The organism is Pseudomonas sp. MAG002Y (assembly GCF_019400845.1).
Lineage (GTDB): Bacteria > Pseudomonadota > Gammaproteobacteria > Pseudomonadales > Pseudomonadaceae > Chryseomonas > Chryseomonas luteola.
The window spans coordinates 418,124-442,995 of sequence record NZ_WOEJ01000001.1 but is presented as its reverse complement, the minus strand read 5'-3'; the positions used below and the strand labels follow the sequence as shown (position 1 = coordinate 442,995).

Here is a 24,872-nt window from a genome sequence, read left to right as displayed (position 1 = left end):
GTTTTACTACAAAACGACGGTCGTTTCAGCTGCTCAGGTCAATGTCCGTTATAAAACAACGACAAATTGTCGTGCGGTTTGACCTTCTCCTCAGCCGTTGACTCCACAGGATAGACCATGAGCCTGCCTTCTCTCACTGCTATTCCTGATTCACTTGCCGAACCTGTAAGGTGTGCGCAGGCACGCCTCATGGAGGCATTGAACGCACAGCCTGAACGTTTGCAATATTTTTCAGCATGGCCGCCAGCGCGGCGCAGCGACCTGTCACGGGTGATAGCAGCCAGCGAGTTTGTCGCTGAGCAGATTCAGCGCGATCCGGCATTAATGCTGGATCTGGCAGACGAGGGCCTATTCGAGCGATCACTGCCAGCCGGCACTATTCACCAACAACTGACCGACTGTCTAGCCGGATGTTCGGATGAAAACCAACTCGGACAGCGCTTACGCCGCTTTCGGCTGCGGCACCAGGTTCGCATTATCTGGCGCGATCTGACACGTCAGGCCGACCTGCTCGAGACGTGCCGTGACCTGACCGAGCTGGCCGATGCCTGTATCGATGAGGCCTACCAATGGCTGTACAAGGACCAATGCCGTCAATCCGGGGTCCCGACGGGGCATCGGACTGGAGAGCCGCAGCATATGGTTATCTTGGGGATGGGCAAGCTGGGAGCGGGCGAGCTTAACCTTTCGTCCGATATTGATCTCATTTTTGCTTACCCCGAAGGTGGCGAGACAGTAGGGGCGCGTCGTGCACTGGACAATCAACAGTTCTTCATTCGCTTAGGCCAACGGCTTATCAAGGCCCTTGATACGATTACCGTAGATGGCTTTGTCTTCAGGGTGGATATGCGCTTGCGTCCCTATGGCTCGTCAGGCGCGCTGGCGCTGAGCTTTTCGGCCATGGAGCAGTATTACCAGGACCAAGGTCGGGACTGGGAACGTTACGCCATGATCAAGGCGCGCGTTGTGGGAGGCGATCAGCAGGCCGGAGCACAACTGCTCAGCATGTTGCGCCCCTTCGTCTACCGGCGTTACCTGGACTTCTCGGCGATTGAAGCGCTGCGCAACATGAAGCAGCTGATCCAGCAGGAGGTCAGGCGCCGTGGGATGGATGACAACATCAAGCTGGGCGCAGGCGGCATTCGAGAGGTGGAATTTATTGCACAGGCCTATCAGCTGATTCATGGCGGACGGGAGCTAAGCCTGCAGCAGCGCCCATTGCTGGTAATCCTGAGCGTACTGAAGGATCTGGGCTATCTTCCCGCCGAGGCAGCCGAGGAGATGCGAGAGGCATACTGCTTTCTCCGCTACGTGGAACATGCGCTACAGGCGATTGGAGACCGACAAACACAGAAATTGCCTGACAGCGAGCTGGATCGTGAGCGGGTAGCTTTCATGATGGGCTTCGATAGCTGGACTGCTTTTTTAAGCCGGCTGAGCCATTGGCGCACCCGTATCAACTGGCATTTTCAGCAGGTTATTGCTGACCCGGACGAGGGAGCGGACAGTCAGTCAGAAATTGGGCAGGAGTGGCTACCCCTCTGGGAAGGCAGCCTTGAGGATGCAGCAGCTATCCAGCAGTTGAAGGAAGCAGGCTTGAGCAGTCCTGAGTCAGCCTGGTCACGGTTGTGTGCGCTACGCAGCAGCAGTCAGGTTCGGACCATGCAGCGAATGGGGCGGGAGCGGTTGGATGCCTTTATGCCTCGGCTGTTGACTCAGATTGTTTCTCATGACGAGCCCGACCAAGCCCTGGATCGCGTTCTACCATTGATCGAGGCCGTCGCCAGGCGTTCGGCATACTTAGTGCTGCTCACGGAAAACCCCGGAGCACTGGAGCGTCTGCTCCAGCTCTGCAGTGCAAGTGTGTGGATTGCAGAGCAAATCACGCGTTTCCCCGCCTTGCTGGATGAGTTGCTTAACGAGGGCCGCTTGTATCGCCCACCTCAAAAGCCTGAGCTGGTCGCCGAGCTGCGGGAGCGGATGGCGCGCATCCCTGAAGATGATCTGGAGCAGCAGATGGAAATGCTCCGGCATTTCAAGCGCGCCCATGGACTGCGAGTGGCAGCGTCTGAAATTGCAGGTACGCTAGCCTTGATGAAGGTCAGTGATTACCTGACCTGGATGGCGGAGGCGATTCTTGATCAAGTGCTTGAGCTGGCCTGGCGACAGATGGTTCAGCGCCATGGCCGTCCGCAACGTGCCGATGGGTCGCCATGTGATCCGGACTTCGTGATCATAGGTTACGGCAAGGTGGGCGGTATTGAGTTGGGGCACGGTTCCGACCTCGATCTTGTCTTTGTTCACGATGGTGATCCGTTAGCCGAGACGGATGGCGGCAAGCCTATCGATGGTGCTCAGTTCTACACGCGTCTCGGACAGCGCATCATCCACTTCCTGACCACATCGACCACCGCCGGAACGCTGTATGAGGTCGACATGCGCCTAAGGCCTTCCGGGGCTGCCGGGCTTCTGGTCAGTACGATCAAGGCATTCGAGCACTACCAGCAGAACGAGGCCTGGACCTGGGAGCACCAGGCATTGGTGCGGGCGCGGGTGCTGGCCGGTTGTCCGGTCGTCACGGCACGGTTCGAGGCTGTACGGGCTGCTGTCCTGAGCCGGCGTCGCGATGAGGCTACACTGCGTCGTGAGGTCGGCGAGATGCGGATGAAGATGCGGGAAAACCTGGGAACCAAGGCTACCTCCGGGGGATCGTCGCCGATTGCCTTCGAGGCGGGCAGGGCATTTGACCTCAAGCAGGATGCAGGCGGTATCGTCGATATTGAATTTATGGTGCAATATGCGGTTCTTGTCTGGTCCTGGCAGCATCCTGATCTGCTGCGCTTCACCGACAATATCCGCATTCTGGAAGAACTGGAGCGGGCTGGATTGATCGCGGGTCCAGATGTCCATCTGTTGCAAGAGGCTTACAAAGCCTACCGTGCTGCCGCACACCGCCAGGCTCTGCAGAAGCAGGCAGGCGTAGTGGATGGCAGCCTCTTCCATGACGAGCGACACGGCGTCATGCGGATCTGGAAGTCGCTTGCGCTCGACCCACTCGCTGCGCAGCAGTACGAATCGAATTCTTGAGGAGCTGCAAATTATGTCGATGTCCGATCGTGACGGTGTGATCTGGTATGACGGTGAAATGGTGCCGTGGCGCGATGCGACCACCCATGTTCTGACCCATACGCTGCATTATGGAATGGGTGTGTTCGAAGGCGTTCGTGCTTATAACACCCCTCAGGGCACAGCAATCTTCCGTCTTCAGGCGCACACGGATCGTCTGTTCGACTCCGCCCACATCATGGGTATGAAGATGCCTTTCACCAAGGATGAGATCAACGAAGCGCATCGCGCGGTGATTCGTGATAACAACCTTGAAAGCGCCTATCTGCGTCCGATGGTGTTCTACGGATCGGAAGGCATGGGGCTACGTGCGACCGGCCTGAAGGTGCATGTGATCGTGGCTGCCTGGCACTGGGGCGCCTACATGGGTGAAGAGGCGCTGGAGCAGGGTATCAAGGTGCGTACCAGCTCCTATACCCGTCACCACGTGAACATCTCCATGACCCGTGCAAAGGCCAACGGACACTACATCAACTCGATGCTGGCGCTGCAGGAAGCCATTTCCGGCGGTGCAGACGAAGCCCTGCTGCTGGATCCGGAAGGTTATGTGGCTGAAGGCTCCGGTGAGAATATCTTCATCATCAAGGACAATGTCATCTACACGCCTGAAGTAACGGCATGCCTCAACGGCATCACCCGTAACACCGTGCTGACACTGGCCAAGGAGCATGGCTACGCATTGGTTGAAAAGCGTATTACGCGTGACGAAGTCTATATTGCGGATGAAGCATTCTTTACTGGTACTGCCGCTGAAGTGACCCCCATCCGTGAGGTCGATGGACGCACCATCGGAGCCGGCCGCCGTGGTCCGGTGACCGAAACGCTGCAAAAGGCCTACTTCGATCTGGTCACCGGCAAGACTGATAGCCATGCCGAGTGGCGTACCGCAGTGAAATAAGCCGCACGTACAAGGCTCATGGTAGATACTATGAGCCTTGTACGTTGTAGCGTGAGCCTATGAGAATTCTGATAATCGGTCCTTCCTGGGTCGGCGACATGGTGATGGCGCAGACGCTGTTCAAGAGTCTGCAGGCGCTTCATCCCGGTTGTGCCATTGATGTGCTGGCGCCTGATTGGAGCCGTCCTCTGCTTGAGCGGATGCCCGAAGTACGCTCGGCGCTGAGTTTTCCGCTTGGGCATGGTGCTTTTGAGCTGGCAACGCGTCGGCGTATCGGTCGTAGTCTGCGCGGTCAGTACGATCAGGCCATTCTGCTGCCAAATTCGCTCAAGTCGGCCCTGGTTCCCTATTTTGCGGGCATTCCCAAGCGCACCGGCTGGCGCGGCGAGATGCGTTTCGGCCTGCTCAATGACATACGAACACTCGATAAGGCGCGCTACCCGCTGATGATTGAGCGCTTTATCGCACTGGCCTATCCGCCTGGGGCTGAGTTGCCCAAGCCTTATCCACGTCCCCAACTGCGAATCGAGTCTGCCAGCCGCGACGCGGCACTTGGCAAGTTTGGCCTGGAGCTGGACAGGCCGGTGTTGGCGTTATGTCCAGGTGCCGAGTTTGGTGAATCCAAGCGCTGGCCAGCGGCTCACTACGCTGAGGTGGCCAATGTAAAGATCAGGGCAGGGTGGCAGGTCTGGCTGTTCGGCTCGCAAAAGGATAATGCGGGCTGCGAGGAAATCCGCGAGCGTTTGATTCCAGGCCTGCGCGAAGAGGTCACGAACCTGGCGGGTCAGACGGCACTGGCCGAGGCTATCGACCTTATGTCCTGCGCGTCGGCAGTAGTCAGCAACGATTCTGGCCTCATGCATGTCGCCGCCGCACTGGATCGCCCGTTGGTGGCGGTCTATGGATCGACGTCCCCAGGCTTTACGCCACCTCTGGCCGAAGAGGTTGAGGTCGTACGGTTGGGTATTGAGTGCAGCCCGTGTTTTGATCGGACCTGTCGATTCGGACACTACAACTGCATGCGTCTTCTGGAGCCTGCTGCCGTGCTGCGTGCACTGGATCAACTGGTTGCTGATCCTGTCGAGGTGGAATAAGTGCGGGTGCTTTTGATCAAGACATCGTCATTGGGCGATGTGATTCATACGTTGCCGGCTCTGACGGATGCCAGTCGCGCGTTTCCGGGAATCCGCTTCGACTGGGTTGTTGAAGAAGGCTTTGCCGAGATTCCATCCTGGCACCCAGCAGTGTCCCAAGTCATTCCTATAGCGATTCGCCGGTGGCGTAAAAACCTCTTCAAGACGCTGAAAAGCGGGGAGTGGTCGCGCTTCAAGGAGCGTTTGCGAGATACTCATTACGATGTGGTGATCGATGCCCAGGGGCTTCTGAAAAGTGCATGGTTGACTCGATACGTCAAGGCGCCGGTAGTAGGGCTTTCGCGCGAGTCGATCCGCGAGCCACTGGCAAGCCGGTTTTATGACCGAACCTGCCAGGTTGCTTGGGGACAGCATGCTGTCGAACGACTCAGGCAATTGTTTGCTCAAGCCCTGAGCTATCCCTTGCCAGAGTCCACTGGCGATTACGGACTGGATCGCACACGTCTTGCCGAGCCCCAGGCAAGCGGACCTTATGTATTGTTTCTGCATGGAACGACCTGGGCGACCAAGCACTGGCCGGAGCGCTATTGGCGTGAGCTGGCTGAAGCGGCTCGGCAGCTCGGAGTGCTGGTACGCTTACCGTGGGGAAATGATGTCGAGCGAGAAAGAGCAGAACGTATCGCCTCGGGACTTGAACATGTGTCAGTTCTCCCCAAGATGTCATTGGCTGGGGTGTCCCGCGTACTGGCTGGCGCCAGCGCTTGCGTGGCAGTCGATACAGGACTGGGGCATCTGGCTGCTGCGCTGGATGTGCCGACACTGTCACTGTTCGGGCCGACCGATGCCAGACTGACGGGTGCCTATGGTCGTTCCCAGGTGCACCTCACCAGCGACTGGGTCTGTGCGCCTTGCCTGCAGAAGCAGTGTACCTACGCTCCCTCTGAGGAGGACCGGAGACTGTTTGATGTTTCCCAAGAGCAGCCCTTGTGCTTCTCGCGTGTCAATCCGGCACGGGTTTTCGCCTCACTGGAAGCGATGCTGTCCAGCAAAGGACAGCGTTTGTGCTGAGTTATCATGGTTCGACAGGTTTGAACGTCATCACCTGCTATGGTGATCCGCTATTTTTTATGGGCATATGCTGATGCGTCTGGCTTTTGTTCTCTACAAGTACTTTCCCTTCGGGGGGCTACAGCGTGACTTCATGCGTATTGCCCAGGAGTGCCAGCGTCGTGGTCACTCTATTCGTGTCTATACGCTGATCTGGGAAGGCCCAGTACCTGAAGGATTCGACGTGCGCGTTGGATCAGCCAAGGCGTTGTTCAATCATAAACGCAACGAAAAGTTTACGGCCTGGTTCCAGCGCGATCTGGCTAGTGATCCAGTGGATCGCATTGTTGGCTTCAACAAGATGCCTGGCCTGGACGTGTATTACGCGGCCGATCCCTGCTTTGAAGAAAAGGCGCAGACACTGCGTAACCCCCTGTACCGAAAGTGGAGCCGCTATCGTCATTTTGCCGAGTACGAGCGGGCCGTGTTTGAGCCCGAGTCCAAGACCCAGGTCTTGATGATCTCGGAGGTCCAGCAGCCGTTCTTCGTCAAGCACTACGGGACGCCGGCCGAGCGTTTTCATCTGCTTCCGCCTGGTATCGCAGCAGACCGCCGCGCACCGGCCAATGCCGAAGAAATACGCAAGGCGTTTCGCCAGGAGTTCGGTCTGGACGATACGTCACTGCTGGTTGTGCAGATCGGTTCGGGCTTTAAGACCAAGGGGCTGGATCGCTCTCTGCGAGCAGTCGCTTCGCTCCCCAAGGCACTCAAGAAACGGGTGCGCCTGATTGTTATCGGGCAGGACGATCCCAAGCCGTTTCTGTTGCAGACCAAGGCGCTGGGCATTTCCGATCAAGTGGATATTCTCAAGGGACGGAGCGATATCCCGCGTTTTCTTCTTGGGGCGGATCTGTTGATTCACCCAGCTTATAACGAGAATACGGGAACGGTACTGCTGGAGGCTTTGGTGGCCGGTTTGCCTGTACTGGTAACCGATGTCTGTGGCTATGCTCATTACATCACGGACGCCAACTGCGGCCAGGTAGTGCCTAGCCCATTTGAGCAGGAGCAGCTCAATACTCTGTTGGCCGACATGCTCAGCGATGATTCGCAGCGCACTGCATGGTCCCGTAATGCCCTCGCTTATGCCGAGACTGCCGATCTGTACAGCATGCCCAAGCGGGCGGCTGATGTCATTCTGGAGCCGCGCTTGTGAAGCTTGTGCTTGAAGAGCCTTTCCGCTCCCTGTGGGTGGGGCGCGATGCCTTTGAAGCGGTAGAAGCGCTTCAGGGAGAAGTTTTTCGGGAGTTGGAAGGGCGACGTACCCTGCGTACCGAAGTCAATGGCAAGGGGTATTTCGTCAAAATCCATCGAGGGATCGGATGGGGCGAAATTGCCAAAAACCTGTTACAGCTGAAACAGCCGGTACTGGGTGCAGGGCAGGAGTGGCAGGCTTTGCAACGTCTGTATGAGGCTGGTGTGCCTACCATGAACGCCGTGGCTTTTGGTGAGCGAGGCAGTAACCCGGCCGAGCAGCACTCTTTCATTATCACGGAGGAGTTGGCACCTACCATCAGCCTGGAAGACTACACGCTGGCTTGGCCCGTTCAGCGTCCCAAAGCGAGTACCAAATGGGCCCTGATCGATGAGGTGGCCAGGATGACAGGCACGATGCACCGTGCAGGGGTCAACCATCGAGACTGCTACATCTGTCACTTTCTATTGCATACCGATCGGCCCGTTGAGCCGGGTACATTGAGGCTGTCACTTATCGACCTGCATCGCGCTCATACGCGAGACCAGGTGCCTAGACGCTGGCGCGACAAGGACCTGGCTGGTCTGTATTTCTCTGCACTGGGTATCGGGCTGACTCAGCGGGATTTCCTGAGGTTTCTTCGTGTGTATTTTCAGCGGCCATTGCGGCAGATTCTGCGAGAAGAGGCCGCGCTCCTGCAGCGATTGCAGCGCAAGGCCGAACGGCTCTACGAACGCAAGCAGCGTTACGGAGACAGGCTCTGATGGCCCAGTGGCGTATTGATCCCTCTGTGGAGCATATAGCGGAGTTTGCCAGTCTTGAGCGGGTATTCACCTTGCAAGGCGAGCATTTGACCAGTGACCCTCTGTCTGAAGTGATACGTGTCACTTATGAGGGGATTCGTTATTACGTCAAGCGCTATACCGGCGCAGGCAAGGGCCTGCGTCGGTATATGGGCCGTCCTCGCGTCAAGTCTGAGTGGCAAAATCTTAAACGCTTTGCCAGATGGGGTATTCCAACAGCGCCTGTCGTGGCCTGGGGGCTTGAGCGCTCAGGCGGACAATTTACCCGCGGCGCCATGATAACTCGTGAAATTCCCCAGACCGATGACCTGGCTGTCATGGCCCATCACGATGATCCGCGCTTGAGTGATCCGGCCTGGGTCGATCAGTTGAGCCTGCAGTTAGCACGTGCTACTCGCACCATGCATGACCATCACTTCGCTCATAATGATTTGAAGTGGCGCAATCTGCTGGTTGATCAAGCCGGTACGCTGTACCTCATCGATTGTCCGGCAGGGGCCTTCTGGTTTGGTTCCTGGCTCAGGCGACGCATCATCAAGGATTTGGCCTGCCTGGATAAGGTCGCTAAATACAAGCTTTCACGTACGCAGCGGCTGCGCTTCTACTTGCGTTACAAGGGGCGACAGCGGTTAAGAGACTCCGACAAGGAGCGAATCGTACAAGTGCTGAGTTATTTCAAGGGGCGCGAATGAGCGATTTCCTGTCTGCCAAAGATGCCGCCATACTAGAGCGGCACGGGCTCTCAACGTTCGAAGCGCTCTGGTCGCTTCAGCTGGAGGCGGTCGACGAGCCTAACGCCAGGCGTGGCGGCTGGAGCACGGTCTACCGGCTCGATCTCGACGAGGCGTCCTATTTCCTCAAGCGTCAAAGCAATTACCTGACGCATGACCTGCTTCACCCCCTGGGAGAGCCCACCTTTGCTCGGGAGTTTCGTAACATCCAGCGTTACAGCACGCTCGGTATTCCGGCACTGGAAGCTTCGTTCTTTGGCGAGCGCAAGGTAGGGAATGAACGCCAGGCCATTCTGCTGACGCGAGCATTGGATGGATGGCGGGATCTGGATAGCTGGCTGGCCGAATGGCCCGAGCTACCCGAGCGGACACGCCATACGCTCCTGGCGGCTATAGGCGTACTTGCCAGAACCCTGCATGCAGCGGGGCGTATTCATGGCTGTTTTTATCCCAAGCACATCTTTCTTCAGGAGCAGGAAAGCGGGTTTCTAACGCGCCTAATTGACCTTGAAAAAACACGCCTGTTGCTATTAGGGCGTAAGGACAGGGTTAAGGATCTGGAGCCGTTACTAAGGCGCGCACCGGTCTGGAGCGAGGCGGAAGTCCGGCTGTTCCTGGCGGCTTATCTACAGATGGCGCCTGATAGCCGTGAAGTCGATACTTGGTTACGCAAGCTCAGCGTGCGCCGTCGCAGCAAGGAAACGCGTCCATGAAACTGGATGAGCTAGCCCGGTCTGGGCGAGCCCCAGCGCTGCCTGTTCAGATTGAATTGCCTGAGGGCTCGCTGACTCTGATATCACTCCTGCGCGTGTTACCTGGACAACGCTATGTAGGTGAGGCTCGGTGGCAGGGCCGCTCGGTGCTGGCCAAGCTGTTTGTAGGCGCTCGCTCGGAGCGACACTATACGCGTGAGCGTGAAGGTTGCCGTTTACTGATCGACAACCAGCTGACAACGCCGGCTGTTGTGGCTGAAGGCTTCGAGGCCGACAAGGGCGGATGGTTGCTGTTTGAGTTTCTGGAGAACGCAGTGAGCCTGGATGCCTTGTGGCGAAGGGTCGATCAGGAACCTCCTCTTTCTGATAGTCAGCAGGACGTCTTGGGAATGTCGCTGGCTACCATTGGCGAGTTACATGCCAAGGGTCTCTGGCAGGACGACTTGCATCTGGACAACCTTCTTCAACAGGACGGGAACATCTACGTTATAGATGGGGCTGACATCCACGCCGAGTCCCAGGGAAAGCCCCTTTCTCAAAAGCAGGTTATGCAAAACCTAGGCGTCTTTTTCGGACAGCTGCCTGCCCGGTTTGACGCCTATATCGAAGAGTTGCTGGTGCATTACCTGCTGGTGAATGGCGAGCATGCCCTGAGACCGGAAGCGATCCAGCAGGAAGCGGTCCGTATTCGCACATGGCGCCTAAAAGACTTTCTGGAAAAAGCCGGACGAGATTGCAGTCTGTTTAAGATGAGCCGATCCAGGGAAGGTATCCTGGCCATGCGCCGGGACAGCGAGGCGGTGGTGGAACCGCTGTTGGCCGATCCAGACTGTTTCATTGCCCAGGGGCACCGCTATAAGGATGGCGGCGCCGCCACGGTAGCGCGCGTGGAGCATGCTGGAAATACCTATATTCTGAAGCGCTACAACATCAAGGGCTTTGGGCATTGGTTAACGCGCTTTTGGCGACCCAGCCGCGCCTGGCATAGCTGGATCGAGGGGAATCGCCTGCGCTTTCTGGGCATCGACACGCCTAAACCCTTGGGCGTGATGGAAAAGCGCTGGCTAGGTTTGCGCCGGCGTGCCTACCTGATTACCGATTATGCATCAGGGCAGGATATACTGGCGCGCTTTGAGCCGTACCGGGATAGCGCCCCACCTGAGCAAGACTTGGCCGCGCTGGATGTTCTGTTTGAAGGACTGGTTCGCGAGCGAATCAGTCACGGTGATTTAAAAGGGAATAATGTGCTCTGGAATGGCGATCACTGGTCATTGATCGACCTGGATGCCATGACTCAGCACACTAGCCAACAGCAATTCGAGAAAGCCTTTGCACGAGACCGTGAGCGCTTTCTGCGAAACTGGCCCAAGAACAGTGCCCTGTACCGGCTGCTTGATGAACGCATTCCATCCCTGCCTGGGCGCGGGGATGATTACTCTAGAGGTTGAACCTGTGGCATTGACGATTCTGGGCCTGTCCGGCGCCCTGAGCCATGATCCTTCCGCTGCACTTTATATCGACGGCAAGTTGATCGCGGCGGCTGAAGAAGAGCGCTTCGTGCGTGACAAGCATGCCAAGAACCGCATGCCCTATGAGTCGGCCAAATTCTGCCTGGAGCAGGCCGGTATCAAGCCAAAGGATGTGGATGTCGTAGCTATTCCATTTGCGCCGATCAGCCTGTTTGGCGAGGCTCGCTGGCATTATGCCAAGCGCTATGCCTATGCTCCTGACCGCGCGCTGGATGCCATTCTCTTTGGTAATCGCCGCTACAAGCGCTACCACAAGCGTATCCAGTGGTGCCTGCAGCAGTTGGGCTTTGATTTGAAAAAAATCAAGATTGAGCCTGTCGAGCATCACCTGGCCCATGCCTCCAGTGCCTACCATTGCTCCGGTTTTACTGAAAAGACCGCCATTCTAGGCATTGATGGCAAGGGTGAGTACGCGACTACCTTTTTTGGCTATGGTGAGAACGGCAGGATCCACAAAATCAAGGAGTTCTATGATCCGGACTCCCTGGGTGGGCTCTACGGTGCGATTACTGAATTCCTCGGCTTTGAAATGCTTGATGGCGAATTCAAGGTCATGGGGATGGCACCCTATGGCGACGCAAGCAAGTATGATTTCTCCAGGCTGGCGAAATTCGAGAACGGCGAGCTGATCATCAATACCGATTACGCTAACGTCATCGGCTTCCGTCGCTATAAGGAAAAGGGCAAGGGCTACTACTTCTCGCCCAAGCTGATCGAGTGGCTTGGCCCGAAGCGGGAAGGGGATATCGCCGATGATCCCTATATTCATTATGCAGCCAGCATGCAGGCACTCTTCGAAAAGCTGGCGCTGGAGATGATGGATTACTACCTGGGCGATATCATCAAGGAAACCGGCAAGATTGCCTTTGCTGGCGGCTGCGCCTTGAACGTCAAGCTCAACCAGAAGATTATTGCGCGTCCAGAGGTCAAGGAGCTGTTCGTTCAGCCGGCGTCTGGTGATGCAGGAACGGCAGTCGGTGCGGCAGCCTACGTATCGCACCAGCGCGGTGTGCCGGTCGAGAAAATGGAACACGTCTACCTCGGTCCGTCCTATAGTAACGAGGACGTAATTGCCGCCTGTGCCCGTCACCCTAATGCACCCAAGTGGCGCAAGCTCGACGACGTCCCCCAGCGTATCGCTAAAATCATGGTGGACGGCAATCCGGTGGCCTGGTTCCAGGGCCGCATGGAGTTCGGCCCGCGTGCGCTGGGCGGCCGTTCCATCATTGGCTGCCCGAGCGTTCCGGGTGTGGCCGACCGTATCAATGAGCAGATCAAGTTTCGCGAACGGTGGAGACCTTTCTGCCCTTCGATGCTCGACACCGTGGCACATGAGATGCTCAAAGTCGACCATCCTTCACCCTTCATGACGTTTACCTTTGAGGTCAACGAAGAGTGGAAAAACCGTGTAGGCGAGGTTGTCCATGAGGACGGTACTTCCCGCGCCCAGGTGCTGGAGCGTCGACACAATCCACGCTGGTATGACCTGATGAAGGAGCTGGAAAACCTGACGGGCAACGGCGTTTCGTTGAACACCTCATTGAATCGTCGTGGTGAGCCGATGATCTGCTCACCGACTGATGCGCTCGATATGTTCTACGGATCGGATTTGCAATACCTGATCATGGAAGACATCCTCGTAGTCAAAGACGGTGCGGATGCCTATGACTCGATCAGCTGAACCAAGGGTTTTACAATTTTGCCATGGCTATGATGGTCCCTTTCTGGATTGTGCCCGGCAATACGCAAGCCTGTTCAAGGGAACAGGCTATCGGGTTACGACAGTCTTTTTGACCGGCGCTGCCGATGCCGAGGTTGCCACCCAGTGCGCCTCGGATGAGGTGCTGTTCATGGAGTACAGCTCCAAGGATATTCGTGGATTGAAGCTTGGTGCTATCCGTGCACTGCGAGAGATTGTTCGCTCCAGAGGCATACGGTTCATCATTGCCCATCGCTTCAAGCCGATCTGGATTGCCTGCCTGGCTACCAAACTACCTATCATTGGTGTGCATCATGCCTTTGGGGATTACGATCGCCTAGGGCGTAGGCTCTTCGCTAATACTATGAGCAAACGACTAAGACTCTTAGCCGTTTCTGATGCCGTTCGTGACGAGATCCGACAGCGCTTGACCAAATGGCCGGCCGACTATATTGAAACGTTATACAACCGTATTGATGTTGCTGCGATACAGAGCCAATTACTGCATGGCGAGCAGGCGCGAGAGGCTTTGAAGCTACCTCAGGATGCCTGGATTGTAGGAAACGTAGGGCGGCTGCATCCGGACAAGGATCAAGCCACTCTACTAAAAGGCTTTGCCCAAGCGCTTCCTTCTCTCCCCGCACACGCTCTGCTGGCTATTGTGGGGAAGGGCCGACTGGAGGAAGAACTCAAAGACCTGGCTCGTGAACTTGCTATTGCTGATCGTGTAGTGTTTTTAGGGCAGGTAGCCGATGCGCGATGCTATTTCAAGGCCTTCGATGCGTTTGCATTGAGCTCCGATCACGAACCCTTTGGGATGGTACTGCTGGAAGCCATGGCGGCAGGCGTACCCATTATTGCAACCGCTTGTGGCGGCGCACGTGAAATCATCGATGGTGTCGGTTTGCTATTCCCTCTGCGGGATACCGAAGCGCTGAGTGGCGGGTTGATACATTTGTCCCGTCTAAGCCCAAGTCAGCAGAGTGCATGTGTTCAGCATATGCGGGAGCGGTTGGAGGATCGTTTTAGTGACGAAGCGGGCAGGGCTGCTTTCTGGCGTTTGCCTATGATTAGGCAGCTTTCAAAAGATATAGAACTGGCTGCAATACACTCATGATGTGTTTTCTGTTTATCGCCAACAGTCATTGACCGGCGCTCTCGTATGAAAGTATTGATGCTTGTACAGAAAGAGCAGCGTGTCATCCTGGATGCGCTATACCAGGCTATAGCCGAGCAGTGCGACTGTGATCTACGGTGGTTGGACAGTGAGGAGCAAGCCAACCTCAAGCGCTACTTCCGTGAGCATGTCGATCTGGCGCGCTATGAGCGGGTAGTTCTTTTTCTGCGCTTCAAAAAACAACTCAAGCAAGTCGGTTTTATCCGGACTTTGCCCAACCTTGTCGAACTGGAGCATGACGCCTACCAGAACTATATTCGCTGTAAGTACACCGGCAAGTTCAGCGCGTATTACCGGCGGATGCCCTGGGTCCGGGTACTTTGCTCGGGTGCTGGCGTGACCCAACGCTTGCAACAGGAAAATGTAGATGCTGTCTTTGCTCCCAAAGGCTATGACGCAGCAGGACTCTGGAATATGGGTGTGCCCAGGGACATTGAGCTCGGTTTTGTCGGAAGTTTTAAAAGCGTTGCCTATAGTGGACGTAAACAGCTTTTGGAAGAGCTGGGTAAGGTTGAACCGCTTACCGTTACGCGTACTGAGTCAGGTGATGAATACCGAGAAATGCTGAATCGCATCCGGTTCTTCGTCAGTGCTGATGTAGGTATGGGTGAATACATGATCAAGAACTTCGAAGCCATGGCGTGTGGCTGTGTTCTGTTCGCTTACGATCAGGGGAGCGTAGAAAACAATGCGCTTGGTTTCGTCGACATGCAGAATGTTGTGCTGTATTCATCCGTTGATGAGCTCAGACAAAAGCTTGCCTTGCTTAGACAAAACGCCGAGCTTGCCGAGCGTATTGCTCAAGAGGGTCAGGCTCTCGCACAAACCCATTACAGTTTTCAGGCCTTAGGCAGGCATATTGTCAAAGCTTTGGAAGCTCCGTTGCGTGAACGGCAGCCAGCTAACTGGCGCGATCGCTGGCTACCTTGGTTTCAACGCTGAACCGGCGTTCTGCTTCTAGATTTGCGGGTACAGTAATTGGAGCCCTCTATGTCCTCATTCTTCGAGCCCAACTGCTTGGTATACCTGGCGTTCGGCTCAGAAACCTATCATCAGGAAGCCTTTTTCAGCATCGTCAGTGCATTGTCTCGCCTTGATAAAACGAACCTGTCGAAGCTGGCAATTCATGTATACAGTGATCGTGAATTCATCTATGACGAGCTGCCTGTTACCGTCCATATTATTTCAGCAGAGCAGTTGGCTGAGTGGGCGCGTCCTATCGATTATCACTTCCGTGCCAAACATGTATTGCTGAGACAAGTGCTGGATACAAGCGAGAAAGCCATCTTAATCGATACAGACACCTTTTTTCGGCAATCTCCACAGGCATTGTTTGATCGTGTTGCGCCAGGAGCGTTGCTCTGTAACGCCATTGGTCCCTGCTTTGGCGAGGATCGGTCAGGGTTGCTTTACCAGACATTGGCAAGTCCACTGCAGCAGGAGGGGCTGGCCGATGATGACATGCCTATGACCAACTCGGGCGTTATAGGATTATGCCGTTCCGACGCTGACTTGCTGGATCATTCGATTTTTCTAATGGACCATTACCGAGCCCAGTCTCCTAAGGCATACACGCTAGAGGAGTTCATGCTGGCAGTGGCCGCGCGTAAGAAGCAGCTCCGACTGGCTGAGTGTACCGACATCATTCATCACTACTGGAGCCGCAAGCGGCTTTTTCGCGCTAAGGTTTGCGCTTGGTATGCCAAACACAGGAGTGATCCGCTTGGCCAGGCTGCGCTAGCAGATATCGATAATGTCTCGGATAAATTACCGCGCCCGCCTGGTTTGCAGCGATTGCTCTATAAAATCCGAACCTCATATCTGAAGCCTGAGCAACGGCAGTTCGCACGTGAATTGCTTTACGGCTGCTATCCTTACTCCAATGAATTTGACCGTGCTTGCGGACCTGCCTGGTGGGAAAAGGCATTTGAAAACGCATGTGAGCGCTCTCGAATAGAAGTACCGCAGGACATCCTTTGGAAGTGGCTTGATGAGCCGGCCTTATGCAAGGCTATTGGCGAAAAAAACCTATCGAAGATCAAAAAGCATCTGAGTAGGGTGAATAAATAAACAATGCGCTTTCTTGGCTTTGAGGGAGGCTCAAGAAACAAGGCGCTTTGAATACGGAGCTATTAGCTATGAGCAGTCAGGAAGGGCTATCAGAGGAAAACTGTCCGTTAGTGACAGTCATTATCGCATCCTACAACCATGCCCCATATATAGAGGCAAGTATTCTTAGCGTCCTCAAGCAGAGCTATCCTCATATTGAGCTCTTGGTGATTGATGACGGCTCTACGGACGATAGCGTTCAAAGAATTTTGCGTCTGCAAAAAGAGTACGGATTCGATTTCAGGCAGCAGCAAAACATCGGACTTAGCCGTACGCTAAACGATGCGATTGAACGGGCTTCTGGTAGTTTGATTGTTCCTTTTGGATCGGATGATATCATGCTGCCTCAGCGCATCGAGCGACAGGTTGCGTACATCAAAGATAAGCCCGAGGTGGGAATCTGTGCCGCTAATATCGACCTGATTGACGCGCAGGGGCAACGCTATCCAGAAAAGCAGCAGAAGCATCGATATTTACCGTTCAGAAGGCTTAATTTCGAAGACCTTTTTTTGGATCTCAAGCCAGGCCCAATGGCTGCTACGCTCATGTTTCGCCGGGAAGCATTATTGAAAGTGGGCTGTTTCGACCCTAGCATCCGTCTTGAAGATCTCTATATCACGCTCAAAATTACGCAGGCGGGATATTACATTGATATTCTGGATGAGGTGCTTGCGCTTTATCGAAAGCATGAAAGCAATACATACAAGAATTTGCCGTTCATGGTCGAGAATGTACTGAAAACTTATGAGCGATTCAGTGATCATCCTGCTTATGGGCAGGTTAAAACGCGATTCCTGAATTCCATGTTTCTCAAGGCATCCAACCGAAACAAGCCATTGGCCAGGGCGCTGCTACGAGACATTCCCATTCAGGCCTGGACACGCAAGACGGTGCGTGGCCTTTTGCGGCTGATGGTTCCCACTCACTAGACTTCATTCACTGCCTGAGGCTTTCGGGCAGTGAGGTGATAAATAACGGCTACGTTAAGTAAAGCCAGAGGGATCCATACTAGAAACCAGTGCTCCTTGGGGCGAGAAAGAAAAGAGCTTCCCTCTGTCATACCTGCCGCCAAGCCAAATACTACAAGCGTGCCGGTGATGAGTACGGCAGGCTCACGGCGTAAACGCCAGCCTTGTACCAGCGCAGTTAGATAAAGCACCACCCACAACGCAAGGCCGGTCAGGCCAGTTTGATACATGACGCCAAGGCTCAGGTTATGTGGATCCGCCAACATATGACCTACTTCTGGCAAGTCAATACGCATGGCTGCGTCGAAGCCGTGCCCGAGCCAGAAGTCCTGCTGAATTTGCCGCCAGGCATCAGCCCATATGGCGGGCCGGAAAGAGGCTCCGCGCTGGGTGACTAGGCTTGGGTCAATCAATATCAGTCCAACAAATCCTATAATGACGCTGCCGACGATAAAAATCGTTCGCCGGTTGGGATGTGCGAAAGTGAGCCAGAGCATACTTATCGCAAGCGCAAACAAGGGAGTCCGCGAGCCCGTACAAAGAATCAACAAAAGTACCACTGCAAGGGCGGGCAGCGTGATCCAGGAGCTTATGCGTATCTTGGAGCACCAAGTGGCCAGCCAGAAGGCTGCGTAGAAGCCATAAATGTGAGTTGTCAGTAGCGGATTATAAAGCGCTCCATAACCTTCAAGACGGCCATGCGCGCCCTCTTTAACGTACCAAAGTAATGTCACTAGGGCGCTAAGCGAAGCCAGTACGGCGCCCAGGAGCGTGGTTTTTATCATAAGGTCTGGGTAATGCCTTGCCATCAGGGCTGTGGCGAGAAGCATCATGAGCACATAGAGCGGGTACTTGATCAACGACAGCTCACCGCTGTCAGGAGACCAGGCCAGACTGAGCGACACATAGAGTGCAAAAAGCACATACGCCCGTAGCAATGGACTTTGGAATAGTTGACGCAACTGAGAGGGAGTCAACGAAACGGCTACCAATGTCGGGAAAGCCAGAAAAACATAGAACAACTTGTGATAAAGCGAGCGATCGCCAATCCAGAACATGCCTGTCAAAAGTGCTAGCCAGCCCACGGGCAGTACGAAGCGGACAATCCAGAGAAAAAGTTTCTCAGTACGAGGTGGTGGCGCTACGGTTCCTGATACATGAGAAGTCACTGAAAGAACCCTCTGGGCAGGTTTAACTGATGTCTGAGGGTCTTGCGTGTAAAGGCGATAGATGAATGAGTTAGATAGGCATTAAAAAAGGCTCGGCCATCATCAGTCATCAACCAAATTCTGTCGTTTTCATAACGCAACAGATGATTGAAATTGCGTAGTCGCAGACGCTGTGACAATGGGCGTGACTGGCAGCGCAGGTCTGCTATATCAATCAGGCCCAATTCATATGCTGGCGTCTGAACAATGTTGCCTAGGTGGAGCGAGCGGAAATAAACACCTTGCTCATGTAACAAGGCTACAAAGCGACCCAGTTCGGTTTTGAGCTTTTCTGGCTCATCATTATTGAATAGCTGTCGGATCGTTTGTCCAGGTAATGGTGAATAGTGAACGATATCCCGCTCGATCGCGGCGACGCGATATACCTCGATAATAGTAGGCGTTTGAATATGACGTCGCTGCAACTGGCTGGCATTGTCTGCAAACCGTTGTGCGTAGGGATAAAACGCAGCTGAAGTCAGTAACCGCTTGCGCCTGAATAGCTTAAGGAAGCTGCCATCGGTCAATTGCAACACCTTGTCACCGTACTGGTCCGCTTCTATGACGTGCGCCGCCTCGCGGAGTTTCAGGTAGTCTGTCTTTTCAAGCTGTTGCATGTTGCTTCCGTCAAGTCTGGGACGTGCATCTTAACTCATCTTCTAGTGATGCCTAGCCGCAATGAAGGTAAGGAAATCGCAAGAAGTCCAAGAAGCTGTGCCATGTAAGGTATTGGTATCTCATGCCAATACTATCGATCTTATTACGTACCGATGCTCCTATTTGGAGTACTACCATGTTCGTTTCTGATATGCAGAGTTGGACGTGATAATATCGGCCGTTTACTCAAGACAGTTATTTCAATCATGCAGACGACTCCTACGTCCCCGCGTGCAGAGCATTCAAGTCTCAAAATCTATCTACGCCTCTTAGGCTATGTGCGTCCCTACATCGGACAGTTTGCCCTCAGTATCGTAGGCTTTCTGATCTTTGCCTCGACTCAGCCCATGCTGGCCGGCATTCTCAAATATTTCGTCGATGGCCTGAACAACCCGAACGCGTCGATGTTTCCTGGCTGGCCTGTTATCGGCGAGCTGCATCTGCTGCAGGCTGTTCCGCTTCTCATTATCCTGATTGCTGCCTGGCAGGGCATCGGCTCGTTTCTGGGCAACTATTTTATTGCAAAGGTTTCGCTGGGGTTGGTTCACGATCTCCGCGTAGCACTGTTCAATCATCTGTTGATACTGCCCAACCGGTATTTCGACGCGAACAACTCTGGTCACCTGATCTCTCGTATCACCTTTAACGTCACCATGGTGACTGGCGCAGCGACTGATGCGATCAAGGTGGTGATCCGAGAGGGAATGACGGTGGTGTTCCTGTTCGCATCTCTGCTATGGATGAACTGGAAATTGACCCTCGTGATGCTGGCTATCCTGCCTATTATCGCCATGATGGTGACATCCGCCAGTCGCAAGTTTCGCAAGCAGAGCAAGAAAATCCAGTCGGCCATGGGAGATGTCACCCATGTAACGTCCGAGGCCATTCAGGGCTACCGCGTGGTTCGCAGCTTTGGTGGTGAGGCGTACGAGCGTAAGCGGTTCTTCGAGGCCAGCGAAAGCAATACTCAAAAGCAGCTGACCATGAACAGAACCGGTGCGGTTTATACGCCGATGTTGCAGCTGCTGATCTATACCGCTATGGCTGCCTTGATGTTCCTGGTGCTTTATCTTCGTGGTGATTCATCGGCCGGTGATCTGGTCGCCTACATCACCATGGCGGGATTGTTGCCTAAACCCATTCGCCAGTTATCCGAGGTGAGCTCGACGATCCAGCGTGGCGTCGCAGGTGCTGAAAGCATTTTCGAGCAGTTGGATGAAGTCCCGGAAGTGGACGAAGGAACTGAAGAGCGAGCTCGAGCGCAAGGGCGTCTGGAAGTCAGGAATCTGAACTTCACCTATCCCGGTACCGAAAAGCCGGTTCTGGACGATATCTCGTTCGTGGCGGAACCTGGACAGATGGTGGCGCTGGTAGGACGCTCGGGCAGCGGAAAGTCGACACTGGCCAACTTGATTCCCCGTTTCTATCAGCACACGCAGGGCCAGATTCTGCTGGATGATCTGGACATCCAGCGTTATCGGTTGCCCAATCTGCGTCGGCATATTGCTCTAGTGACACAGCAGGTCACGCTATTCAACGACACGGTCACCAATAATATTGCTTATGGTGATCTGGCTGGTGCGCCATTCGAGCAGGTGCTCGAAGCTGCCAAGGCCGCCTATGCCGACGAATTCATCCAGCGTTTGCCTGAGGGTTATGAAACACTGGTCGGTGAGAACGGTGTACTGCTTTCGGGCGGTCAGCGTCAGCGTCTGGCCATTGCACGGGCGCTTTTGAAGAATGCGCCCCTGCTGATCCTGGATGAAGCCACCTCTGCATTGGATACCGAATCCGAGCGGCATATCCAGGCGGCGCTGGACAGGGTTATGACTGGCCGAACCACATTGGTGATTGCGCACCGGCTGAGCACCATTGAAAAGGCCGATCTGATTCTAGTCATGGATCAGGGGCGTATCGTGGAACGTGGTACGCATGCCGAGCTATTGGCGCAGAATGGCTATTATGCCCGCCTGCATAACAGTCAGGTTGAAAAAGGCGCAACGACACTCGATGAAGAAGGCACACACGTTTCATGATGGGGTTGTTTAGGGCGTGGCGTGAGCGGGGCTGGGTTGAGATTGATGCGCCAGCCTATGCCCGGGCGTGGCAAACATGGGGAGGCAGTGTTGCCACCCATCCAGAGATCGTTGCACGCCTGTCTGATCTGGTTGGGCTTCCGGTCCGCTATCTGGGATGGCCAGCCAGCGGCGAGCTGCAGATGGCGGTAGCGTGCTGGGATGGGCACATTGCGCTGTCTCGCGATGTGCTCAAGCGCAAGGGTAAACGTGATTACTTCGACCTGGGGAACGCAGAAATCATTCTGCCAGCTCAGGAGAATGCTCAGGCTCCGCTGCGCCAGAAGGCCCGGTATTTATCTTCGCTAAGTGCCGCGCATATCTCGACTGCACGTCAGCAAAAAGAATGTCTGGCAATTGCACGTGCGCCGGAGGAGCTTTCAAAGAAGTTTCGTTACAACCAGCGCCGCGAGTTGCGTCTGCTGGAAGAGGCGGGTGGGCAGGTTCGGCCTGTCAGTGACTTCACACCAGCAGAACTGGCAGCGTTCTATGCCGATCTGTTCGAGCGCCGTTGGGCCTTCGAGGTACCTGCCAGAGCTCATCTGGCTGACGTCTTCTCCTTATTACGCGAATTCATGATGGGTTCCGTTATCTTTCTGGACGGTACCCCGGCTGCCATTCAGGTGCTTTATAGGGTCGCATCCCCTCGGTGGATCAGTGTCGAATACGTCAATGGTGGTGTAGCGCCGGAGAGCCGGGATTTCAGTCCGGGCAGTGTACTGAGCTTTCTTAATACCCAGGCGGCCTGGGAGGAGGCGCGTGCACTAGGTAAGGACTTGCGCTTTTCGTTTGGCCGTGCGGATCGTGAGTACAAGGATCGCTGGTGCAACCGAGTGCCGGTCCACGAGGTGAAGTGATGAGTGGGCGTAAACAAAGGTTACTCAAGCGGCACCGGCGCCATAAGCGGATCGCACTAGGTATCATTGCGTTGTTTCTGCTTGCTCTGCTCGGTGCTGCGTTTGTACAGGTGCTGCCTTGGTGGCTGGTACCTCTTGCGATAGTGGCTGTCTGGATTGTTCATGAGGCCTGGTTCGCGGATCATCTGTTCTATGCGCCACATGATGATTACCGGTATGACTTTCCTGAGAGCAGTGTACGCCTGCCGATCGAGATCACGGACAACGTCTTGACGTTGAAAGGACATGAGCTTTCAGATGAGTTGCAATCCCTGGTATTGGAATGCGAAATCAAGGCAGGCTTTTTAGGCCGCTTGTTCGACCCTTACGTTGTGATTCGTGCCGGTAGCCAGGAGGATCGTCAGGATTTCGAGCGGGGCGTACAAGGTCGCCGCTACCTTAACCTGTCAGGCTTTTCCGAGGCCTTGCATGAAGGGCGAGTATCTGTTCAGGGCCATTTTTGCCGGGTCGTTGGTCCTGTAACACTGCATGGGTTTTCCAATCCAGATTATGCCTCCAAACGTGTAATGGTAATTGCGCCCCATGCGGACGATGCGGAATTGGCTGCGTTCGGCCTCTATAGTGGTTGCGCCGAAGCTTCGATTGTTACCTTGACGCAAGGAGAGATTGAGGCCGAGTATTATGAGCGACTTGGCCTCAGTACTGCTGAAGCAGCCAGGCTCAAAGGACGCTTACGGACATGGGACAGCCTGGCTGTACCGCTATGGGGCGGTGTGCCCATGACGCGTTGCGTTCAGCTAGGCTATTTTTGCCTTCAGCTACCGGCCATGCATGCTGCGCCAGAGCAGGGGTTTGGCTCACGCGATTCCGGTGATGTGGATATCCGTCCGGTGCGGCGCTTTAATCCGTTGCGTCTTCCTGGTGACACGGACGGACAGCCCTCCTGGAATAACCTGGTTGCCGACCTGGTTGCGCTCATCGAACATTTTCAGCCGGAAGTGATGGTGTTTCCCCATCCCCAGCTGGACCCTCATGCGGACCATGTTCAGGCAGCCCAGGCGGTAGAGGAGGCCGTCCAGTTCAGTAGCTGGAAGCCAGATACGGCGTTGCTTTATGCGAACCACCTGCACGACAACGACCGCTGGCCGATGGGACCGTCGAGTAACGGTATCGCATTGCCGCCGGCCATCGAGCCTTTGCCGATGCTACCTGTCTGGAGTCCAGTGTTGAGTGCGCAGACTCAGCTCGATAAGGCCATGGCGTTGGGCATGCAGCATGATCTGCTTGTTCCGCCACCACTCAAGAAGCGTTTGCGCCGACTGTTTCAGTCTGTTTTGACAGGGCGTCGATGGCCAGTGACGGGGGAGGATGAATTCTTTCGTAAAGCTGTTCGCCGTCATGAGCTGTTTTTCGTAAAAGATCTGAGGCATGGGCCGCTCGGGGACTGATTTAACCCTGTGGTATCATCGCCGCCGTTTTGACGTTTGGAGTCTTTCCATGAAGCTGACCATGCCCCGTTTTGATCAAGCCCCCGTGCTCGTGGTCGGCGATGTCATGCTCGATCGTTATTGGCATGGTGCAACGTCGCGAATCTCGCCCGAGGCGCCTGTGCCTGTCGTACGGGTTGATCAGAATGAGGATCGCCCCGGTGGTGCTGCCAACGTGGCGCTCAATATTGCTGCCTTGGGGGCACCGGCTTATCTGGTCGGTGTAACAGGCCAGGACGAGGCCGCCGACGCCTTGGCTGACAGCCTGAAGGCCGCCAAGGTCGAGGCGCGTTTTCAGCGTATCGCCGGACAGCCGACCATCGTCAAGCTGCGGATCATGAGCCGTCACCAGCAACTACTGCGTGTCGATTTTGAAGAATCATTCAAGACCGATACCCAGGCGTTGGCAGCAGATACGCGCTCCATGCTGGCAGGTGTAAAGGTGCTGGTCCTTTCCGACTACGGCAAAGGCGCGCTCAGAAACCATCAGGACCTGATCCAGCTGGCCCGTGCTCGCAATATTCCGGTACTGGCAGATCCCAAGGGCAAGGATTTTTCGATCTACCGGGGCGCTAGCCTGATTACGCCCAACCTGAGCGAATTCGAGGCGATTGTAGGACCTTGCGCCGACGAAGCTGACCTGGTCGCCAAAGGCTGCAAACTGATCGCTGACCTGGAGCTGGGGGCACTGCTGGTAACCCGTGGTGAAAACGGGATGACGCTGTTGCGGCCTGACCAGCAGCCGTTCCATCTACCTGCTCGTGCTCGGGAAGTCTTCGATGTAACCGGCGCGGGCGATACCGTTATTTCGACTCTGGCGGCCGCGCTGGCTGCAGGCGAGGAACTGCACAACGCGGTCGCTCTGGCGAACCTTGCTGCAGGTATTGTAGTGGGTAAGCTGGGCACTGCTGCAATCAGCGCTCCGGAGCTTCGCCGTGCTGTGCAACGAGAGGAAGGCTCGGAGCGAGGGGTATTGGCTCTGGAGCAGTTGCAGGTTGCTATTGAGGATGCACGTGCCCATGGCGAGAAAATCGTTTTCACCAATGGCTGTTTCGATATCCTCCATGCTGGTCATGTGGCTTATCTTGAGCAGGCACGTGCACTGGGTGACCGCCTGATTGTAGCGGTGAATGATGATGCATCCGTTACCCGCCTGAAGGGGCCGGGCCGCCCTATCAATACCGTCGATCGTCGAATGGCGGTGTTGGCCGGCCTGGGCGCAGTGGATTGGGTCATTCCTTTCAGCGAAAGCACACCCGAGGAGCTGCTCAAGCAGGTAAAGCCCGATGTGCTGGTAAAGGGCGGAGATTACAAGAGCGTCGATGAGGTAGTAGGAGCACCCCTAGTTCAAGCCTATGGTGGTGAAGTAAAGGTACTGGGCGTCGTCGAAAACAGTTCAACCACCGCAATTGTTGAGCGAATTCGCGGAAGCTCCTGAT

The 24,872-nt window shown here is 55.2% G+C and carries 20 protein-coding genes; 18 read left to right on the top strand and 2 right to left on the bottom strand.

Annotated elements, in window-relative coordinates; translation table 11 throughout:
• Window positions 1-117 precede the first annotated feature (117 nt).
• The 14 genes from glnE (at window position 118) to GM154_RS01965 (ending at window position 17,110) form a co-directional block, all read left to right on the top strand.
• On the top strand, window positions 118-3,087 hold the full coding sequence (gene glnE, locus GM154_RS02030; RefSeq protein WP_219650783.1) for a bifunctional [glutamate--ammonia ligase]-adenylyl-L-tyrosine phosphorylase/[glutamate--ammonia-ligase] adenylyltransferase: 2,970 nt from the start codon (window positions 118-120) through the stop codon (window positions 3,085-3,087).
• A gap of 13 nt (window positions 3,088-3,100) precedes the next feature.
• A complete protein-coding gene (locus GM154_RS02025; protein WP_010797051.1) occupies window positions 3,101-4,024 on the top strand; it encodes a branched-chain amino acid transaminase in 924 nt (307 codons plus the stop codon).
• Between the two features lie 59 nt (window positions 4,025-4,083).
• A complete protein-coding gene (waaF, locus tag GM154_RS02020; RefSeq protein WP_219650782.1) occupies window positions 4,084-5,118 on the top strand; it encodes a lipopolysaccharide heptosyltransferase II in 1,035 nt (344 codons plus the stop codon).
• Window positions 5,119-6,186, top strand: a complete 1,068-nt coding sequence (waaC, locus tag GM154_RS02015) for a lipopolysaccharide heptosyltransferase I (protein WP_219650780.1) — start codon at window positions 5,119-5,121, stop codon at window positions 6,184-6,186. It begins immediately after the preceding gene.
• Window positions 6,187-6,259: 73 nt separating this feature from the next.
• Window positions 6,260-7,381: a glycosyltransferase family 4 protein gene (locus GM154_RS02010; protein WP_219650779.1), complete on the top strand. Its 1,122-nt coding sequence runs from the start codon at window positions 6,260-6,262 to the stop codon at window positions 7,379-7,381.
• On the top strand, window positions 7,378-8,184 hold the full coding sequence (gene rfaP / locus GM154_RS02005) for a lipopolysaccharide core heptose(I) kinase RfaP (RefSeq protein ID WP_219650778.1): 807 nt from the start codon (window positions 7,378-7,380) through the stop codon (window positions 8,182-8,184). The genes GM154_RS02010 and rfaP overlap by 4 nt, the downstream gene beginning before the upstream one ends.
• On the top strand, window positions 8,184-8,915 hold the full coding sequence (locus tag GM154_RS02000) for a lipopolysaccharide kinase InaA family protein (RefSeq protein WP_219650776.1): 732 nt from the start codon (window positions 8,184-8,186) through the stop codon (window positions 8,913-8,915). Before rfaP ends, GM154_RS02000 begins: the two co-directional genes overlap by 1 nt.
• A complete protein-coding gene (locus tag GM154_RS01995; RefSeq protein WP_010797057.1) occupies window positions 8,912-9,667 on the top strand; it encodes a lipopolysaccharide kinase InaA family protein in 756 nt (251 codons plus the stop codon). The genes GM154_RS02000 and GM154_RS01995 overlap by 4 nt, the downstream gene beginning before the upstream one ends.
• The gene (locus tag GM154_RS01990; RefSeq protein ID WP_219650774.1) at window positions 9,664-11,115 is read left to right on the top strand and encodes a lipopolysaccharide kinase InaA family protein; all 1,452 of its coding nucleotides are present in this window, start codon (window positions 9,664-9,666) and stop codon (window positions 11,113-11,115) included. Before GM154_RS01995 ends, GM154_RS01990 begins: the two co-directional genes overlap by 4 nt.
• 4 nt (window positions 11,116-11,119) lie before the next feature.
• Window positions 11,120-12,877 carry a carbamoyltransferase gene (locus GM154_RS01985; RefSeq protein WP_219650949.1) on the top strand — a complete coding sequence of 586 codons (1,758 nt, stop codon included), beginning with the start codon at window positions 11,120-11,122 and terminating at the stop codon, window positions 12,875-12,877.
• Window positions 12,861-14,012: a glycosyltransferase gene (locus GM154_RS01980; protein ID WP_219650773.1), complete on the top strand. Its 1,152-nt coding sequence runs from the start codon at window positions 12,861-12,863 to the stop codon at window positions 14,010-14,012. Before GM154_RS01985 ends, GM154_RS01980 begins: the two co-directional genes overlap by 17 nt.
• Window positions 14,013-14,057: 45 nt before the next feature.
• Window positions 14,058-15,014: a glycosyltransferase gene (locus tag GM154_RS01975; RefSeq protein ID WP_219650771.1), complete on the top strand. Its 957-nt coding sequence runs from the start codon at window positions 14,058-14,060 to the stop codon at window positions 15,012-15,014.
• A 48-nt stretch (window positions 15,015-15,062) separates the two neighbouring features.
• Window positions 15,063-16,142 carry a hypothetical protein gene (locus GM154_RS01970; RefSeq protein WP_219650770.1) on the top strand — a complete coding sequence of 360 codons (1,080 nt, stop codon included), beginning with the start codon at window positions 15,063-15,065 and terminating at the stop codon, window positions 16,140-16,142.
• A 68-nt stretch (window positions 16,143-16,210) separates the two neighbouring features.
• Window positions 16,211-17,110 (top strand): glycosyltransferase, encoded by a 900-nt coding sequence (locus GM154_RS01965; RefSeq protein ID WP_219650769.1) that lies wholly within the window; start codon window positions 16,211-16,213, stop codon window positions 17,108-17,110.
• Here GM154_RS01965 and GM154_RS01960 read toward each other — a convergent pair.
• Both GM154_RS01960 and GM154_RS01955 read right to left on the bottom strand, forming a co-directional pair.
• Complete coding sequence (locus tag GM154_RS01960) at window positions 17,107-18,318, bottom strand: O-antigen ligase family protein (protein WP_308460585.1); 1,212 nt, start codon at window positions 18,316-18,318, stop codon at window positions 17,107-17,109. The two genes, GM154_RS01965 and GM154_RS01960, sit on opposite strands and share 4 nt — an antisense overlap.
• Window positions 18,315-18,974 (bottom strand): lipopolysaccharide kinase InaA family protein, encoded by a 660-nt coding sequence (locus GM154_RS01955; protein ID WP_197872167.1) that lies wholly within the window; start codon window positions 18,972-18,974, stop codon window positions 18,315-18,317. Before GM154_RS01955 ends, GM154_RS01960 begins: the two co-directional genes overlap by 4 nt.
• Before the next feature lie 246 nt (window positions 18,975-19,220).
• Here GM154_RS01955 and msbA point away from each other — a divergent pair, with 246 nt between their 5' ends.
• Genes msbA through hldE form a run of 4 tightly spaced genes read left to right on the top strand, consistent with a single transcriptional unit; the run spans window position 19,221 to window position 24,871 of the window.
• On the top strand, window positions 19,221-21,050 hold the full coding sequence (gene msbA, locus GM154_RS01950) for a lipid A export permease/ATP-binding protein MsbA (RefSeq protein ID WP_037029990.1): 1,830 nt from the start codon (window positions 19,221-19,223) through the stop codon (window positions 21,048-21,050).
• Window positions 21,047-21,946: a GNAT family N-acetyltransferase gene (locus tag GM154_RS01945; protein WP_219650768.1), complete on the top strand. Its 900-nt coding sequence runs from the start codon at window positions 21,047-21,049 to the stop codon at window positions 21,944-21,946. Before msbA ends, GM154_RS01945 begins: the two co-directional genes overlap by 4 nt.
• Window positions 21,946-23,394 carry a PIG-L deacetylase family protein gene (locus tag GM154_RS01940; protein ID WP_219650767.1) on the top strand — a complete coding sequence of 483 codons (1,449 nt, stop codon included), beginning with the start codon at window positions 21,946-21,948 and terminating at the stop codon, window positions 23,392-23,394. The genes GM154_RS01945 and GM154_RS01940 overlap by 1 nt, the downstream gene beginning before the upstream one ends.
• 49 nt (window positions 23,395-23,443) lie before the next feature.
• On the top strand, window positions 23,444-24,871 hold the full coding sequence (gene hldE, locus GM154_RS01935; protein ID WP_219650766.1) for a bifunctional D-glycero-beta-D-manno-heptose-7-phosphate kinase/D-glycero-beta-D-manno-heptose 1-phosphate adenylyltransferase HldE: 1,428 nt from the start codon (window positions 23,444-23,446) through the stop codon (window positions 24,869-24,871).
• Window position 24,872 lies beyond the last annotated feature (1 nt).